Raw genomic sequence first — 15195 nt, forward strand, 5'->3', positions numbered from 1 at the left:
AAGCCCTGTGGGCAAAAGCCCCGTCGAGAGGTGCCCGGAACGACGAAGGCCGGGCGATCGGCCCGGCCCTGAGCCGCGAAGGGGTCCGACGATGGTCTCAGCCCTCGGTCAGCCCTTGTTCAGCCCTTGGCGCGGAGCACCACGGAGCGTTCCTGGAGCACCGGCTCGCAGGTCGAGTAGAAGCCGTTCAGGACGGTCGGGCGCGAATTGCACTCGTATCCGAGGGTCGGCTCGGGCGCCGGCACCGGATCGCGGGCGACGATCGGCTTCGGGGCGCAGGCCCCCGCGGAGGCGCTCAGCACCAGGGCGACGGCAAGGGTCAGGCGACGCATACGATCCTCGGGCCTCGGCGAACGGGCCGCGCGAAACCATCGGGCGCGGCGCGGCGTCGTTCGACCCTGCTGACCTCGCACCGCCGTGACAAGCGCATCGGTGCGTTTCGGCGAGCTTTGCGGGCGCCTGTCTCCCGGCCGCAACAACCGGCCGGGGACCTGCTCAGCCGGCCTTCGACAGCGGGGCCTCGGGCAGCGGCACCACGTTGTGCAGCGTCTTGTCCGAGGTCTCGAAGAAGCGCCGGACGTTGCGCGCCGCCTGCCGGATGCGCTGCTCGTTCTCGACCAGGGCGATGCGGACGTAGTTGTCGCCGTGCTCGCCGAAGCCGATGCCGGGGGCCACGGCCACGTCCGACTTCTCGAGAAGGAGCTTCGAGAATTCGAGGCTGCCCAGCGCCTGATACTTCTCCGGGATCGGCACCCAGGCGAACATCGAGGCGGACGGGGTCGGGATCTTCCAGCCCGTCTTGCCGAAGGACTCGATCAGCGCGTCGCGGCGCTTCCTGTAGATCGAGCGCATCTCGACGATGCAATCCTCCGGCCCGTTGAGGGCGGCGGTCGCCGCGACCTGGATCGGCGTGAAGGCGCCGTAATCGAGGTAGGACTTCACGCGGGTGAGCGCGGCGAGCAGGCGCTCGTTACCGACCGCGAAGCCCATGCGCCAGCCGGCCATGGAGAAGGTCTTGGACAGGGACGAGAACTCCACCGTGCAGTCGATGGCGCCGGGAATCTCCAGGACGGAGGGCGGCGGATCGCCGTCGAAATAGACCTCCGCATAGGCGAGGTCCGACAGGATGATGATCTCGTGGCGCTTCGCGAAGGCGACGAGATCCCGGTAGAAGTCGAGGCTCGCCACGTAGGCGGTGGGGTTCGAGGGGTAGCAGACCACGATCGCCACCGGCTTCGGGATCGAGTGCTGCATCGCCTTCTCGACCGCCGGGAAGAAGGCGGGTGTCGGTTCGGCCGGAACGGAGCGGATGACGCCGCCCGCCATGAGGAAGCCGAAGGCGTGGATGGGATAGCTCGGGTTCGGCACCAGCACCACGTCGCCCGGCGCGGTGATCGCCTGCGCCATGTTGGCGAAGCCCTCCTTCGAGCCCAGCGTCGCCACCACCTGGGTGTCGGGGTTGAGGCTCACGCCGAAGCGGCGCTTGTAGTAGCTCGCCTGGGCGCGGCGCAGGCCGGCGATGCCCTTGGAGGCCGAGTACCGGTCCGTGCGCGGCCGGCCGGCGGTCTCCACCAGCTTGGCGATGACGTGCTTCGGGGCGTCGAGGTCCGGGTTGCCCATGCCGAGATCGATGATGTCGGCGCCGTTGGCGCGGGCCTGGGCCTTGATCCGGTTCACCTGCTCGAAGACGTAGGGCGGCAGGCGCTTGATGCGGTGGAAGTCGGTCATGGCCTTCACGAAGTCCGAAATGGAATTGAGGCGCGGGGTGACGGGCGTCACCGCCGCGCGAAGCTGTCGTCATCCCGAGACGGGAGCGTGGTCTCGTCCGAAGGTCCCTCGAGCGGCATTCGGACGTCCTTTGACGGATCTGCCTTGCGCAGGGCCGTCGCGGAATCCGCACGCCCGGCGAATCTCTAGCAGTTCTGCGGCCCGACGCCGAACGATATCTGGCGGACCCGACGGCCCGATCTGGCGGATCTTAAGGCTTGGCGCCCTGCGCGGCGCTCTCGGCGGAGCGGCCGCGCGCCTCGTTCCGGCCGCGGGCGGCGACGAGCTCGTCCTCCAGGGCCCGCGTGCCCTCCGGCGTCTTGGCGCGGATGGGCCGGGCCGGAGCGGAGACCCCGACGGGCATGAACGCGTCGTCGCCGCGGCGCGACTGCGCGACGAAATCGGGCGCCTTGGCCGGCGGACCCGCCTCGCCGGTGCCGTAGGCGATCCGCATCGGATTCAGGTCGCCGGAACAGCCGGCGAGCAGGATCGCGAACACCAGGCTCGCGACAAACTGAGGGTTGTGAAGCCGGGACATGGGGGAAGTCGGCCGTTTCGGAGTCATGCGCACTGGCGGAACTCCGCGATGGCGCGTTAATTTGTCGGAAACGAGGCCCCCTCGGCCGCGCGGCAGGCGTCGCGCGGTGAAAGGCCGGGCCACACTCGGGGAGAGACGCACGCGTGACGACCGAACGGACGACACCGCTGCCCGACATCGAGGCCCTGTCCCGCAACGCGAGCCTGCTGGTCGAGGAATTCGGCCGGGCCGCATCGCGCTACATGAAGCCCGTCGGCGCGTCGGACGCCCTCCCGGTCGAGGCCGTCGAACCCCCCGAGGAGGTCAAGGACGTGGTGCGCACCCTCGGCAGCGTCGCCGAGACCTGGCTCGCGGATCCCAAGCGGACCGTCGAGGCGCAGACCAAGCTGAGCGAGGCGTTCATCACCCTCTGGGGCTCGACCTGGCAGCGCCTGCAGGGCGAGAGCGCCCCGCCCGTGGCGCAGCCCGAGCCCAAGGACAACCGCTTCGCCCACGCCGAGTGGTCCACCAACCCGATCTTCGACTTCATCAAGCAGAGCTACCTCATCACCTCCCGCTGGGCGGAGGAGCTCGTCGAGGAGGCCGAGGGCATCGACGAGCACACCCGGCACAAGGCGCATTTCTACCTGCGCCAGATCACCGGGGCGCTGTCGCCCTCGAACTTCGTGATGACCAATCCGGAACTGATCCGGCACACCCTGAAGGAGAACGGCGCCAACCTCGTGCGCGGCATGAAGATGCTCGCCGAGGACATCGAGGCCGGCAAGGGCCAGCTCCGGGTGCGCCAGACCGATCCGGGCGCCGGCTTCGAGGTCGGCCTCAACGTGGCGGTGACGCCCGGCGAGGTGGTCTTCCGCAACGACCTGATGGAGCTGATCCAGTACGCGCCGACGACCGACACGGTGCTGAAGCGGCCGTTCCTGATCGTGCCGCCCTGGATCAACAAGTTCTACATCCTCGACCTCAACCCGTCGAAGAGCCTGATCGCCTGGATGGTCGGTCAGGGCCTGACGGTGTTCTGCATCTCCTGGGTCAATCCCGATGCGCGGCACGCCGACAAGGATTTCGAGAGTTACATGCGGGAGGGCATCGAGACCGCGATCGATGCCATCGGGGTCGCCACCGGCGAGAGCGAGGTCTCGGCGGCGGGCTACTGCGTCGGCGGCACCCTGCTGGCCGTGACCCTGGCGATGCAGGCCGCCACCGGCAACAAGCGCATCAAGAGCGCCACCTTCCTGACCACGCAGGTCGATTTCACCCATGCGGGCGACCTCAAGGTGTTCGCCGACGAGGAGCAGATCCGCCTGATCGAGTCGCGGATGCAGAAGCGCGGCTATCTCGAGGGCACCGGCATGGCCACCGCCTTCAACATGCTGCGCCCCAACGACCTGATCTGGTCCTACGTGGTCAACAACTACGTCAAGGGCCAGGCGCCGATGCCCTTCGACCTGCTGTACTGGAACGCCGATTCGACCCGGATGCCGGCAGCCAATCACTCGTTCTACCTGCGCAACTGCTACCTCAACAACACACTCGCGCAGGGCAAGATGATCCTCGGCAACGTACGCCTCGACCTGAAGAAGGTGAAGATCCCGATCTTCAACCTAGCCACCAAGGAGGATCACATCGCGCCCGCCCTGTCGGTGTTCGAGGGCTCCTCGAAGTTCGGCGGCCCGGTCGATTACGTGCTGGCCGGGTCGGGCCACATCGCGGGGGTGGTCAATCCGCCGGCCAAGCCGAAATACGGCTTCTGGACCGGCGGCCCGGCCGTGGGGCGGTTCGAGGACTGGGTGACGGCCGCCACGGAGACCAAGGGGTCCTGGTGGCCCTACTGGTTCCAGTGGCTGGAGCACCAGGCCCCGGCCCGCGTACCGGCGCGGGTTCCCGGCGAGGGCGGCCTCGCCTCCCTCGGGCCGGCGCCCGGGACCTATGTCCGCATGAAGGCGTGAGCGCCGGCAGGGACGCGCCGGGCTGGACCGTCCGCCTGGAGGCGGAGCCGGACCCGATCATGCGCGCCGAGATCCTGGCGCCCCTCGTCGCCCACAACGAAGCCCAGGTGCCGAACGGCAACTGGGGGTTGCTGGCCCTCACCGTGCGGGACGCGGCCGGCGCCATCGTCGGCGGCCTCTGGGGCCGGACCGGCTACGGCATGCTGTTCGTGGAGTTGCTGGCGCTGGGTCCGGCCCGGGACCGCGGGCTCGGCCGGCGCCTGATGCAGGACGCGGAGGCCGAGGCACGCCGGCGCGGCCTCTCCGGAATCTGGCTCGACACCTGGACCTTCCAGGCGCCCGGCTTCTACGAGCGCCTCGGCTTTTCCGAGTGCGGGCGGATCACCGACTATCCGCCCGGCCATGACCGGATCTTCTACGTGAAGCGCTTCGAGTACGGCGGAGCCGCACCGGCTCCGCCGTCCTGAGCGTTCCGCGGCCTCAGAACTTGCGCACCAGCGGGGCCGGGGCGGCGACGACCGGATCGCCGAAGACGTAGCGGAAGCCCACCGAGACGATGTCGGCGCTGCTGTCGGCCACGCCGGCGAAGACGACGTTCTGGACGTTGTAGTCGCGTCCGGGACCGGCGAGGATGCGGCCCTTGTCGACGAAGAAGTGCGAGTAGGCGACGTTGAGGGTCAGCTTCTCGCTCCAGCGGTAGCTTCCGCCGACCGAGACGTTCACCCGGTCGCCGTCGGGCAGGCGCACGGAGCGGTTCGAGAAGTCGATCGGCGAGGATTCGTAGGCGACGCCCGCGCGGACCGTCAGGGCCGGCGACCAGTCGTACTCACCGCCGATCGAGTAGGTGTAGCCGTCCTTGTAGTTGAGGGTCAGCGGCGGCGCCGCGGCCCGCGCCCCGGCCGAGACGATGTTGATCAGCCCGACGCGGCTCCAGTTGTCCCATTCGAAGCCGAGATTGAGGCGCGCCACCGGGGTGATCGCCTGCGTGAGTCCGACGCTCAGCTTCTCGGGGGTGTTGAGCTTGGCCTTGATGTCGCCGCCGAGCGCCGAGAAGGCGCCCGGGAGGATGAGCTGGCCGCCGATGTCGTGGTGCACCGAGGAGCGGTAGCCGACGCCGATGGCGGTGCCGTCGAAGGGCGTGATCAGCGCGCCGGCGGTGAAGCCGACCCCCCAGGAATCGCCCTTGAGGCCCGAGCTCGGCAGGGCGGCCGGGTTGAAGACGGCGGCCGGGATGAAGGCCTGGCGCAGGACGAGCTTGAAGTACTCGATGTTCGGGCCGGCGGCGATCGAGAGCCACTCGTTGACCTTGAAACCGATGACCGGGTTGAAGGCCAGCGAGAAGATGCGGCTGGAGCGGCCATAGAGCTCGCCCGACCAGGTCTGACGCGGCTTGGTCACGAGGCCGAAGGGCGCGCCCGTGGTGATGCCGACCCAGAGGCGGTCGTTGAGCTGGTAAGAGGTGGCGCCCGCTGGGACGATGGCGCCCTGGCCGAGCTCGCCGCTGTCGCCGAGACGGGCGAAGGCCGGGTTCGTGCCCACGTCGGGCGTGATCTTCGCCGACAGGTTGATGAAGCTCAAGTTCTGCTCGGTGACCCAGCCCGGACGCATGGTCACGGTGGCGGGGTTCCAGAACATCGAGGAGACGCCGCCGGAGCCGGACGCGGCGCCGGCCCAGGCGAGACCCTGCGCCTGGGCGCTCTGCTCGCGGATGCCGAAGGCGCCGGCCGAGGCGCCGGCCACGCTGGCGCAGAGGATGGCCGCGGAAACTCCCGATCGCGCGATGTTGCGGAGGGAACGGCCCCGAATCGTGCCCATCATGACGTAAGACCCACCCTTGTTGTTGGCGCTCGCTTGTCCCGTCCCGACTGGGTCGGTCTCGCACCTTGGATGAGACAATGACGCGACCGGCGCGACTTCGCAATCCGGACATCCTCCAATAGAAGCAAAGTATCAACGCAAGAATAACCTGTTTTTTGCGCAATATTGCAGCCTTGGGATCGCCGAGGCCAGGAAGCCGGCAGAATGGTTCACATCTAAACTCTCGTTGCCGTGAGTAAGCGCCGGGCCGGAAAAAACGCTGCCGTCGCATCTCCCAGCGGCGGTGTGACCTTTCGGTGACAAAATCGGCCCGGATCCGCCCCTGACCCGGCGCCGGAGGGGAAGATCGCGCGCCATCCGTCGCGGATTGCCCCTTGCCGGGTATCCCGATGCGATCGATGTCAGACATCGCAACGTCATGCGGAGGCACGAGCGATGAAACTGGTACGGCACGGCGCGAGCGGAGACGAGAAGCCGGGGCTCATCGACTCGCAGGGTGTCCTGCGCGACCTCTCGGCCCATGTGCGCGACATCGCGGGTCCTGCGCTGTCGCGCGAGACGCTGGAGCGCCTGCGCCGGATCGACAGCGCGAGCCTGCCCGCCCTTCCGGCCGACACCCGGCTCGGCCCCTGCGTCGGCGGCACCCGCAACTTCGTCGCCATCGGGCTGAACTTCACCGATCACGCCGCCGAGATCGGCGCCGACATCCCGCCCGAGCCGATCATCTTCAACAAGGCGCCCTCGTGCCTCGCGGGCGCCCACGACCGGGTGATCCTGCCTAAGGGCTCGGCCAAGACCGACTGGGAGGTGGAGCTCGCCCTGGTGATCGGCGCGCGCGCCTCCTACGTGCACGCCAACGAGGCCCTGTCCTACGTGGCCGGTGCCTGCATCTGCAACGACGTCTCCGAGCGCGAGTACCAGATGGAGCGCGGCGGAACCTGGACGAAGGGCAAGGGCTGCCCGACCTTCGGACCGCTCGGTCCCTGGCTCGTCACCCTGGACGAGATCCCCGACCTGAAGAACCTCGCCATGTGGCTCGACGTGAACGGCAGCCGGATGCAGACCGGCTCCACGGCGACGATGATCTTCGATGCCGCGCAACTCGTCGCCTACGTCTCGCACTTCATGATGCTGGAGCCCGGCGACGTCATCACGACCGGCACGCCCCCCGGCGTCGGCATGGCCCGCAAGCCGCCGCGCTTCCTGCGCAGCGGCGACGTGATGACCCTCGGCATCGCCGGCCTGGGCGAGCAGCGCCAGGAGATCGTCGCCTTCGACGATTGGACCGCCAAGGTGGCGGCGGGCGAGCCGACGCATTGAGGACACCCGGCCGGCTTGATTTTCCGGCCGAGATTCGCCTCATGGGGACCATGACCGATACCCTGGCCCCCCTCGCTTCCCGCCCGGCCCCCGCGGCAGCCGCGATCCGTCACGACTGGAGCGTGGCCGAGATCCAGGCGATCCACGACCTGCCGCTCCTCGACCTCGTGTTCCGGGCGGCCGAAATCCATCGTGCGCACAACGATCCGGCCGACATCCAGCGCGCGAGCCTGCTGTCGATCAAGACTGGCGGTTGCCCCGAGGATTGCGCCTATTGCCCGCAATCGGCCCACCACAAGGGCACCGGCATGGCGCGCGAGCGCCTGATGCCGGTGGATGTTGTGCTGCGCGAGGCGGCCGAGGCGAAGGCGGCCGGCGCCCACCGCTTCTGCATGGGCGCGGCCTGGCGCCAGCCCAAGGACGGACCGGAATTCGACGCCGTGCTGGCGATGGTGCGCGGCGTGCGCGGTCTCGGCATGGAAGCCTGCGTGACCCTCGGGATGCTGTCGCCCTCGCAGGCCGAGCGCCTCGCGGAGGCCGGGCTCACCTCCTACAATCACAACCTCGACACCGGCCCGGACTTCTACGGCGACATCATTTCCACGCGGACCTACGCGGATCGCCTGACCACCCTGCAGAACGTGCGCGACGCCGGCATCGGCGTGTGCTGCGGCGGCATCGTCGGCATGGGCGAGGGCGTGAAGGACCGGGCGAGCATGCTCCAGGTGCTGGCGAACCACGCGCCGCACCCGGAGAGCGTGCCGATCAACGCCCTGGTGGCGGTGGAAGGGACGCCGCTCGCGGATCGCCCGGCGGTCGATCCCCTCGATCTGGTGCGGATGTGCGCCACGGCCCGCATCGTCATGCCACGCGCCCGGGTGCGCCTCAGCGCCGGCCGCAAGGGCCTGACCCGCGAAGCGCAGATCCTGTGCTTCCTCGCCGGCGCCAACTCGATCTTCTACGGCGAGCGCCTGCTGACCACGGCCAACAACGAGACCGATTCCGACGCCGAGCTCCTGCGCGACATCGGCATCACCGTGCCGGGCCTGACCCTGGCGGCGGCGGAGTAGCGCCCGTCCGCGACCACCACCGGCTCAGGCGCTGGCGGCGTCCGGGATGGTGATGCGGAAGCAGGTGCCGATGACGGTGTCGTCGAGGCTGAGGCGACCGCCGTTGAGCTCGATCAGCTCCGAGGCGATGGCGAGGCCGAGGCCCGTGCCGCCGGCCCGCGACGAGCCCTTGAACGGCGAGAACAGGTGCTCGCGGGCGCGGGGCGGCAGCCCCGGGCCGTTATCGGCGACGAGGATCTGCGTCTCTCCGGACCCGGGCTGGCCCTGCCGGCGCGCCCTGATGGTGATCTCGGGATTCTGCTGGTCCAGCGGCTCATAGCCGGCGCCCTGGGGACTCAGCGCCTGCACCGCGTTCCGGACGATGTTGGCGAGCGCCCGCGAGAACTGGTCGGGATCGACGAAGATCCGCAATTCGCTCGGGCAGACCTCGTGGATGACGATCTTCGAATCGCGCCCGCGCCCGGCCAGATCCGCCTGTTCGGCGACGATCGGGGCGATCGGCACGAGGCGCCGGTTCGGATTGCGCTCCGTCGCCCGGCCATAGGCCAGGGTCTCCTCGCAGAACCGGATCGCGCGATCCAGGGTGGCGACGAGGCGCGGAGCCACCCGCTGGGCCACGGGGTCGGCGACGCCGTCGAGGCGGTCGCTGAGCAGCTGCGCCGTGGTCAGCAGGTTGCGCAGTTCGTGGTTGATCTTGCTTACCGACAGGCCGAGGCCGGCCAACCGGCGCTTCTCGCGCAGCTCCCGCGCCAGCGCGGTCTCCATGCGGGCCAGGGCGATCTCGGCATGGCCGATCTCGTCGGTGCGGCGGGAGGGCACGATCACCCCGTCGATCGCTTCCGGGTCGTCGGCGAATTCCGTGATGTTCTCGACGAGGCGTCGGACCGGCCTCACGATCGCCCGCTGCAGGACGAAGAAGATCAGGCCGGCCACCGCGGCCGCGAGGGCCATGGACGACAGGGCCAGCCGGATCGAGAAGTCCGCCACCGCCTCCCGGAAGGGACCCGGGTCCATCAGGATCTCGACGAGGTCGATGCCGTCGCGCCCGTGTCCGATCACGCGGATCGGGTCGGGCGATTCCGTGAAGAGGGTGCGGGCCACGCCGCGGATCGAGCGGATCCAGTGCTCCGAGCGCAGGTCGATGATGTCCGAGACCCTGTCGGGCACCGTCTCGTTGGCCAGAAGCCGGCGGGTGCCGTTGCCGCGCACCGCGATGGCGCGGGCGCCGGCGCCGGCGAGCAGGCGTTGGGACAGGCCTTCCGAGACCTGCTGGTCGGGAGCCGCGTCGAGGACGAGCGCGGCGACCTGGGCCGCCGCGATCCGGTCCGAGAGCCACATCCGGCGGTAATTGGCCACCGTCGGCACGTAGATCAGCACCTCGATGAGGGCGACGAAGGCCACGGTGAGCAGGAACAGCCGGCCCGACAGGCCGAGATGCCGGCCGAGCCCGCGCTCGGCCACGGGGGACGTCGCGGCCACCTCCTGCTCGAATTCGACGTGCGACGTCACACCCATCTCGGTACTAGCGTTTCCGGTGTTCCAAGGGCGCGGCGGGTGACGGCGTGAACCTGATCTGGAGAGCGGTTCAGTGGCGTTTTCAGGGCGACGGCTCGAAGCGCGATTGCCCAACAACGCTCCGAACGGCATTAGGCTGCGTCCAGAGATACAACTTTTTAGATCAGATGTATGGCTAAATTCGATCAGGATTCTAGACGGCGCCGGCCCTGTGCGCGACGTCGGACGAATACCGAGATCAGGGCCAATGCGGCCAGCGCGCCGAGGCCGAGCACCATCTTGGGCGTGACGAGGGCGCGCAGCGTCAGGGCGTTCGCGCAATCGAGGCCGTCCGCGGCGAGGCAGGCCGCCTTGGCGCTCTCGTGCGCCAGGACCACGTCCTCGATCGCCGCACCCGTCGAGGCGTAGATGAAGGCGCCCGGCAGGAGGCCGACCAGGGTCGCCAGCACGAAGGTGCCGCGCTTCACCCCGAAGGCGGCCGGCGCCAGGTTCGTCATCCAGAAGGGGAAGATCGGCAAGAGGCGCAGGAACGCGATGTAGCCGAAGGCGTCCTCGCGGAACCCCGCCGCGAGGCCGGCGAGGCGCGGGCCGGCCCGCCGCAGGAGGAGGTCGGAGGCGGGCCCGCGGCCGATGGTGAAGACGATGGCGGCGCCCGTGGTGGCGGAGGCCACGGCCACGAGGGCGCCGGGCACGATCCCGAACAGGAACCCGCACAGCATCGTCAGGAAGAGGGAAGCCGGGACGGACACCACCACGGCCCCGACATAGACGAGGTAGGCCACCACCATCGCGCGGAAGCGGTCCTCGGCGACCCAGGCGTTGAGCCAGGCCCGCGAGGCGAGCAGCCGGTCGAGGCTGAGGAGATGCGAGGCCCCGGAGGCGAGCACCGCCAGCGAGGCGCAGACGAGGAGCAGGAGCGGCCCCCAGCGCAGGAGGCGCTTCAGCCGCGTCGGCGTCCCGGGGCTCGCCGGCGGCGTCGGCGCGCTCACCCGCGCTTGCGCATCCGCAGGATCTTGAAGAACCCGCCCGGGAAGGTCGGCGACACGCCGATGAATTCGACGCCGTTGGCGCGAGCCCAGGCCTCGATCCGGGTCGACTTGAAGGCCGAGGACCAGCCGATCTTGGTGCAGAGCGGCGCCACGATCTCCTCGACCTTGGCCACCGGGCCGGCGGTCTGGCCGAAATGGTTGGCGAGCACGATCTCGCCGCCCGGGCGGACCACCCGCAGGAACTCCGAGAGGGCGGCCTCCGGATCCGGCACCAGGGTGATCAGGAACTGCGCCACCACGGCGTCGAAGCTGGCATCGGCGTAGCCGAGGCGGCAGACGTCCATGACCTGGAGGCCGCGGACGTGACGGAGGCCGCGCCGCAGCACCTTGGCCCGCGCCCGCTTCAGCATGTCCTCGGAGAGGTCGACGCCGCAGACGAAGCTCGCGGGCGGGTAGTAGCCCAGCGACAGGCCGGTGCCGACGCCCGCCTCGAGGATGCGCGGCCCACAGGCCACGGCGGCCTCGACGGCGTCCCGCGCGGCCGGCTCCGTGAGCTTGTCGTAGACGACGTCGTAGACCGGCGCCCAGCGCGCATAGGCCTTGCGCATCAGGGCGGTGCTCGGACCGGCCTCCCGCGGCTCGCTCAGCATGTCGATCTCGTCGTCCTGTGGAGGGATGGGTTTCGTGGGGCGGTTCGTCGGTCAGGCCGCTTCGGCCGCGCCGGTCGCCAACGCGTCGACGCGCCGAATGGTGCCGCCGCCCAGAACGCGGGCGCGCGGACCGTCGTCGGCGTAGATGACGCAAGCCTGTCCGGGCGAGACGCCGTCCTCCGGCGTGGCGAGAACGATCTCGGCCGCGTCGCCCGAGGCGTCTCGGGTCAGGAGGGCCGGCCGGGGCTCCCGGGTCGAGCGCACGCGCACCGCCACGGGCAGGTCCTCGCAGGTCCCGGCGCCGCCGAGCCAGTTCAGGTCGGTGATCCGGATGCGGCTGGTGGCGAGCGCCGCGCGCGGTCCGACCACGACGCGGGCCGTGTCGGGCTCGAGGCGGATGACGTAGAGCGGCTCGCCCACCGCGAGGCGCAGGCCCCGGCGCTGGCCGACGGTGTAGTGGATGATGCCCTCGTGCCGGCCGAGCACCTGCCCGCCGAGATCGACGATCTCGCCGGCCCGCGCCGCGTCGGGCCGCAGCCGCGCGATCACGTCGGCGTAGCGCCCCTGGGGCACGAAGCAGATGTCCTGGCTGTCGGCCTTCTCGGCCACGGCGAGGCCGAGGTCGCGCGCGAGGCGGCGGGTCTCGTCCTTGGGCAGTTCGCCCAGGGGAAAGCGCAGGAAGTCGAGCTGCTCGGCCGTGGTCGCGTAGAGGAAGTAGCTCTGGTCGCGGGCCGGATCGAGGGCGCGGTAGAGCCCGCGTCCGCCGGACGCTTCGGGCCGGCTCGCCACGTAGTGCCCGGTGGCGAGGCAATCGGCCTCCAGGTCGCGGGCCGTGCGCAGGAGGTCGCGGAACTTGATCGAGCGGTTGCACTCGACGCAGGGGATCGGCGTCTCGCCGGCCAGGTAGCTCTCGGCGAAGCGGTCGATCACGGATTCGCGGAAGCGGTCCTCGTAGTCGAGGACGTAGTGCGGGATGGCGAGGGCCTCGGCGACGCGCCGGGCGTCGTGGATGTCCTGGCCGGCGCAGCAGGCACCCTTCCGATGGGTGGCGGCGCCGTGATCGTAGAGTTGGAGGGTGATGCCGACGACGTCGTAGCCCTGGCGCTTCAGGAGCCCGGCCACGACGGAGGAATCGACGCCGCCCGACATGGCGACGACGACGCGCGTCTCGTGCGGAGCCTTGGGAAGATCGAGGGAATTCATCGCGCCAGGGTTTGCCGGAAGGGACCGGTCCGGCCCCGCGCGTGAGTCTATAGCGATCCTGGCCCGGGAGTTCCAGGGAGGCCGCGATGGCGGGTGCGCGCCCGCGCACGGCGTCCGGCTCCGGGCGGAAGCTGCCGGCCCCCCGGCAGGATTTGCCCGGCCGTGCCGGAGCAGGACATCACCTCTTGGAAAAAATCGCGTCCCGTCAAGAGCTTGCGCTCGAAGCCGGCTGGCCTGCGCCTTGCTCGGTCCAGATCCGTAGAGGATTGTCGCCCATGGCTGTGTCGTCGATCGATTGGAACTCCCCGGCCCGGCGCCCGGTCACGCCCGGCGTGGTTCCCTCGCGCGGGTCGGCGACCTTCAGTCTCGACGTGCCCGCGCCCGAACCTCGTCCGCTTGCGTCCGAGGCCCGTGCCCGGGACGACCGCGCGGCGGCCGCGGATCGGAACGAGCGGATCGCATCCGACCGTGCCGCCGACGCGGCGGCCAATCGCGAGGCCGCACAGGCCCGCGACACCGCGAAGGCCGCCGCGGCGGCGCGTTCCACCAAGGCGGAGGAGACCCGCGCCCCGGTGCCGCCCCGCCCCCGCCCCACCGGCGCGCAGGCCAGAAGCGACACGGATTCGCCGCGTCCGGCGGCATCGAACGAAGCACCGGCGGCGCGTCCCGACACGAAGGTCCCGCCCGGGGCGCCCGCGAGCCGGGACCCGGCCGCGCCCGCCCCGGACGACGCATCGCCCCCGAAGGCGGCGACCGGCGAGACGGCTGCGGCCGACACTTCCGAGGACACGGAACTGGCCACGCAGGCCGGTCCCGCGGCGCCGATCGTCCCCTTGCCGATCGCCCCTCCGCCGAGTGCCGCGGCTCAGGCCGCGCAATCGGCCGCGTCGGCCGGATCGGGCGAGGCGGTCCCGGCGCAGGATCCAGCCGGTCCCGCCGCCCCGGTGGTGGCCGCGGGTGCGGAGGTGGCCGGCACGGCGGCTCCGGTCCCGCAGGGGTTGAAGGTCCACGCGCCGGCCGGCCGTGGCGAGGGCTCCGAGGGCGGCGAACCGGGCAACGGCAAGCCGCAGGGTGAGTTCGCCGCCAGCCTCGCGCCGGCCGTGGAGGGCGCCGCCCGCACCGATCTGGCGCCCGCCGCCACGGCGGCGCCGGCGCCGGCGCACGCCAAGGCCACCGAGGCGTCCGCGCCCGGCGTGCCGGCCGCCCCGGCCCAGCCGCCGGTGCCCCTCGGCGCCGTGCCGATGACCATCGGCCTGCGCTCCCTCGCGGGCAGCAACCAGTTCGAGATCCGCCTCGATCCGAAGGATCTCGGGCGCATCGACGTCAATCTCGACATCGACAAGGAGACCGGTGCCGTCCAGGCCCGGCTCGTGGTCGACCGGCCCGAGACCCTGGCCCTGCTCCAGCGCGATGCCAGTAATCTCCAGCAGGCCCTGGCGCAGGCCGGCCTGAATCCCGGAGAGGGCAGCATCAACCTGTCCCTTCGCGGAGACGGCCAGCAAGACGGCCGCTCCAACGGTTCCGGGGGCGACGGGCAGCAATCCGACACGGGCCGGAGCGCGCGCGCCGACAACCCCGACCCGACCCCCATCGCCGCCGTTCCGATGCGCCGCTACGGCGCCCTCTCCGGCATCGACATCCGCATCTGAGGAATCCGAACATGGCTTCAGGCATCACCGGCGCCGCGAGTTCGACCGGGTCGAGCGGCACGACCAAGACCTCCCAGCAGGAACTCGCCGGGAACTTCACCCAGTTCCTGACGCTGCTGACGACGCAGCTCAAGAATCAGAACCCCCTCGATCCCATGGACACCAACCAGTTCACCCAGCAGCTGGTGCAGTATGCCGGCGTGGAGCAGCAGCTGAAGTCGAACGACCGGCTCGATTCGATCCTGAGCAACGCCAAGTCGTCCAGCGCCGCCTCGGCCACGGGCTTCATCGGTCAGCAGATCACGGCGAACGGCACGACGACCGCCCTCAAGGACGGTGCCGCCTCCTGGACCCTGACCCCGGCACGGGCGGCCAAGCAGGCGACGATGACGATCAGCGACGCCAAGGGCAACGTGGTGGCGACGCAGACCAAGGCGCTCACGGCCGAGGCCCAGAGCTTCACCTGGGACGGCCGCACCTCCAGCGGCTTCACCGCGCCTAACGGCACCTACGCGATCAAGGTCGACGCGGTGGACGCCACCGGCGCCAAGATCAAGGTCGACACCAAGGTGAGCGGCACGGTCGACAGCGTCGATCTCAGCGGCTCGGAACCGGTGCTGCTGGTGGGCAAGTCGCGGGTTCCGGTCTCGACCGTGCAGGACATCGGCGCGGGGTTGTCCACATGACCAGCGGGGCGAATCCAATGCGATCGATCCGCTTCAAGATA

14 protein-coding genes are annotated in these 15195 nt (G+C 70.3%); 6 read left to right on the forward strand and 8 right to left on the reverse strand.

The genetic code is table 11. The annotated features are described in order from the left end of the window. Positions 1-119: 119 nt before the first annotated feature. The 3 genes from ASF49_RS16390 to ASF49_RS16400 form a co-directional block, all read right to left on the reverse strand. The gene (locus tag ASF49_RS16390; RefSeq protein ID WP_056475130.1) at positions 120-332 is read right to left on the reverse strand and encodes a hypothetical protein; all 213 of its coding nucleotides are present in this window, start codon (positions 330-332) and stop codon (positions 120-122) included. 163 nt (positions 333-495) lie between these two features. Next, the gene (locus tag ASF49_RS16395; RefSeq protein ID WP_056475575.1) at positions 496-1728 is read right to left on the reverse strand and encodes an LL-diaminopimelate aminotransferase; all 1233 of its coding nucleotides are present in this window, start codon (positions 1726-1728) and stop codon (positions 496-498) included. A 250-nt stretch (positions 1729-1978) separates the two neighbouring features. Continuing rightward, the gene (locus tag ASF49_RS16400) at positions 1979-2305 is read right to left on the reverse strand and encodes a hypothetical protein (RefSeq protein WP_082511359.1); all 327 of its coding nucleotides are present in this window, start codon (positions 2303-2305) and stop codon (positions 1979-1981) included. 143 nt (positions 2306-2448) lie between these two features. Between ASF49_RS16400 and ASF49_RS16405 the strand changes: the two genes are divergently transcribed. Together ASF49_RS16405 and ASF49_RS16410 are read left to right on the forward strand one after the other, a co-directional pair. Beyond that, a complete protein-coding gene (locus tag ASF49_RS16405) occupies positions 2449-4254 on the forward strand; it encodes a PHA/PHB synthase family protein (RefSeq protein WP_056475137.1) in 1806 nt (601 codons plus the stop codon). After that, positions 4251-4721, forward strand: a complete 471-nt coding sequence (locus ASF49_RS16410; RefSeq protein WP_243214581.1) for a GNAT family N-acetyltransferase — start codon at positions 4251-4253, stop codon at positions 4719-4721. The genes ASF49_RS16405 and ASF49_RS16410 overlap by 4 nt, the downstream gene beginning before the upstream one ends. A gap of 13 nt (positions 4722-4734) precedes the next feature. Here the strand turns inward: ASF49_RS16410 and ASF49_RS16415 are convergent, their stop codons facing one another. Then, positions 4735-6072: an OmpP1/FadL family transporter gene (locus ASF49_RS16415; RefSeq protein WP_056475140.1), complete on the reverse strand. Its 1338-nt coding sequence runs from the start codon at positions 6070-6072 to the stop codon at positions 4735-4737. A gap of 435 nt (positions 6073-6507) precedes the next feature. On the opposite strand from ASF49_RS16415, the gene ASF49_RS16420 reads away from it, so the two are divergent. Together ASF49_RS16420 and bioB are read left to right on the forward strand one after the other, a co-directional pair. After that, complete coding sequence (locus ASF49_RS16420) at positions 6508-7392, forward strand: fumarylacetoacetate hydrolase family protein (RefSeq protein WP_056475144.1); 885 nt, start codon at positions 6508-6510, stop codon at positions 7390-7392. Positions 7393-7442: 50 nt separating this feature from the next. Then, positions 7443-8462, forward strand: coding sequence for a biotin synthase BioB (bioB, locus tag ASF49_RS16425; RefSeq protein ID WP_056475580.1), 1020 nt, complete (start codon positions 7443-7445; stop codon positions 8460-8462). Between the two features lie 24 nt (positions 8463-8486). Here bioB and ASF49_RS16430 read toward each other — a convergent pair whose 3' ends face one another. From ASF49_RS16430 to mnmA, 4 genes are all read right to left on the reverse strand, one after another. Further along, entirely contained in the window at positions 8487-9977 is a 1491-nt protein-coding gene (locus ASF49_RS16430) for a sensor histidine kinase (protein ID WP_056475146.1), read from the reverse strand. 185 nt (positions 9978-10162) lie between these two features. Next, positions 10163-10966 carry a TVP38/TMEM64 family protein gene (locus ASF49_RS16435; protein WP_056475149.1) on the reverse strand — a complete coding sequence of 268 codons (804 nt, stop codon included), beginning with the start codon at positions 10964-10966 and terminating at the stop codon, positions 10163-10165. After that, entirely contained in the window at positions 10963-11616 is a 654-nt protein-coding gene (locus ASF49_RS16440) for a class I SAM-dependent methyltransferase (RefSeq protein WP_056475152.1), read from the reverse strand. The genes ASF49_RS16435 and ASF49_RS16440 overlap by 4 nt, the downstream gene beginning before the upstream one ends. Before the next feature lie 51 nt (positions 11617-11667). Further along, entirely contained in the window at positions 11668-12819 is a 1152-nt protein-coding gene (gene mnmA / locus ASF49_RS16445) for a tRNA 2-thiouridine(34) synthase MnmA (protein WP_056475156.1), read from the reverse strand. Between the two features lie 275 nt (positions 12820-13094). Between mnmA and ASF49_RS24575 the strand changes: the two genes are divergently transcribed. Then, positions 13095-14468 (forward strand): flagellar hook-length control protein FliK, encoded by a 1374-nt coding sequence (locus tag ASF49_RS24575; protein WP_056475161.1) that lies wholly within the window; start codon positions 13095-13097, stop codon positions 14466-14468. A gap of 11 nt (positions 14469-14479) precedes the next feature. Then, complete coding sequence (locus ASF49_RS16455) at positions 14480-15154, forward strand: flagellar hook assembly protein FlgD (RefSeq protein ID WP_056475165.1); 675 nt, start codon at positions 14480-14482, stop codon at positions 15152-15154. Positions 15155-15195: the final 41 nt, after the last annotated feature.

This window comes from Methylobacterium sp. Leaf104 (assembly GCF_001422885.1).
Classification (GTDB): Bacteria; Pseudomonadota; Alphaproteobacteria; order Rhizobiales; family Beijerinckiaceae; genus Methylobacterium.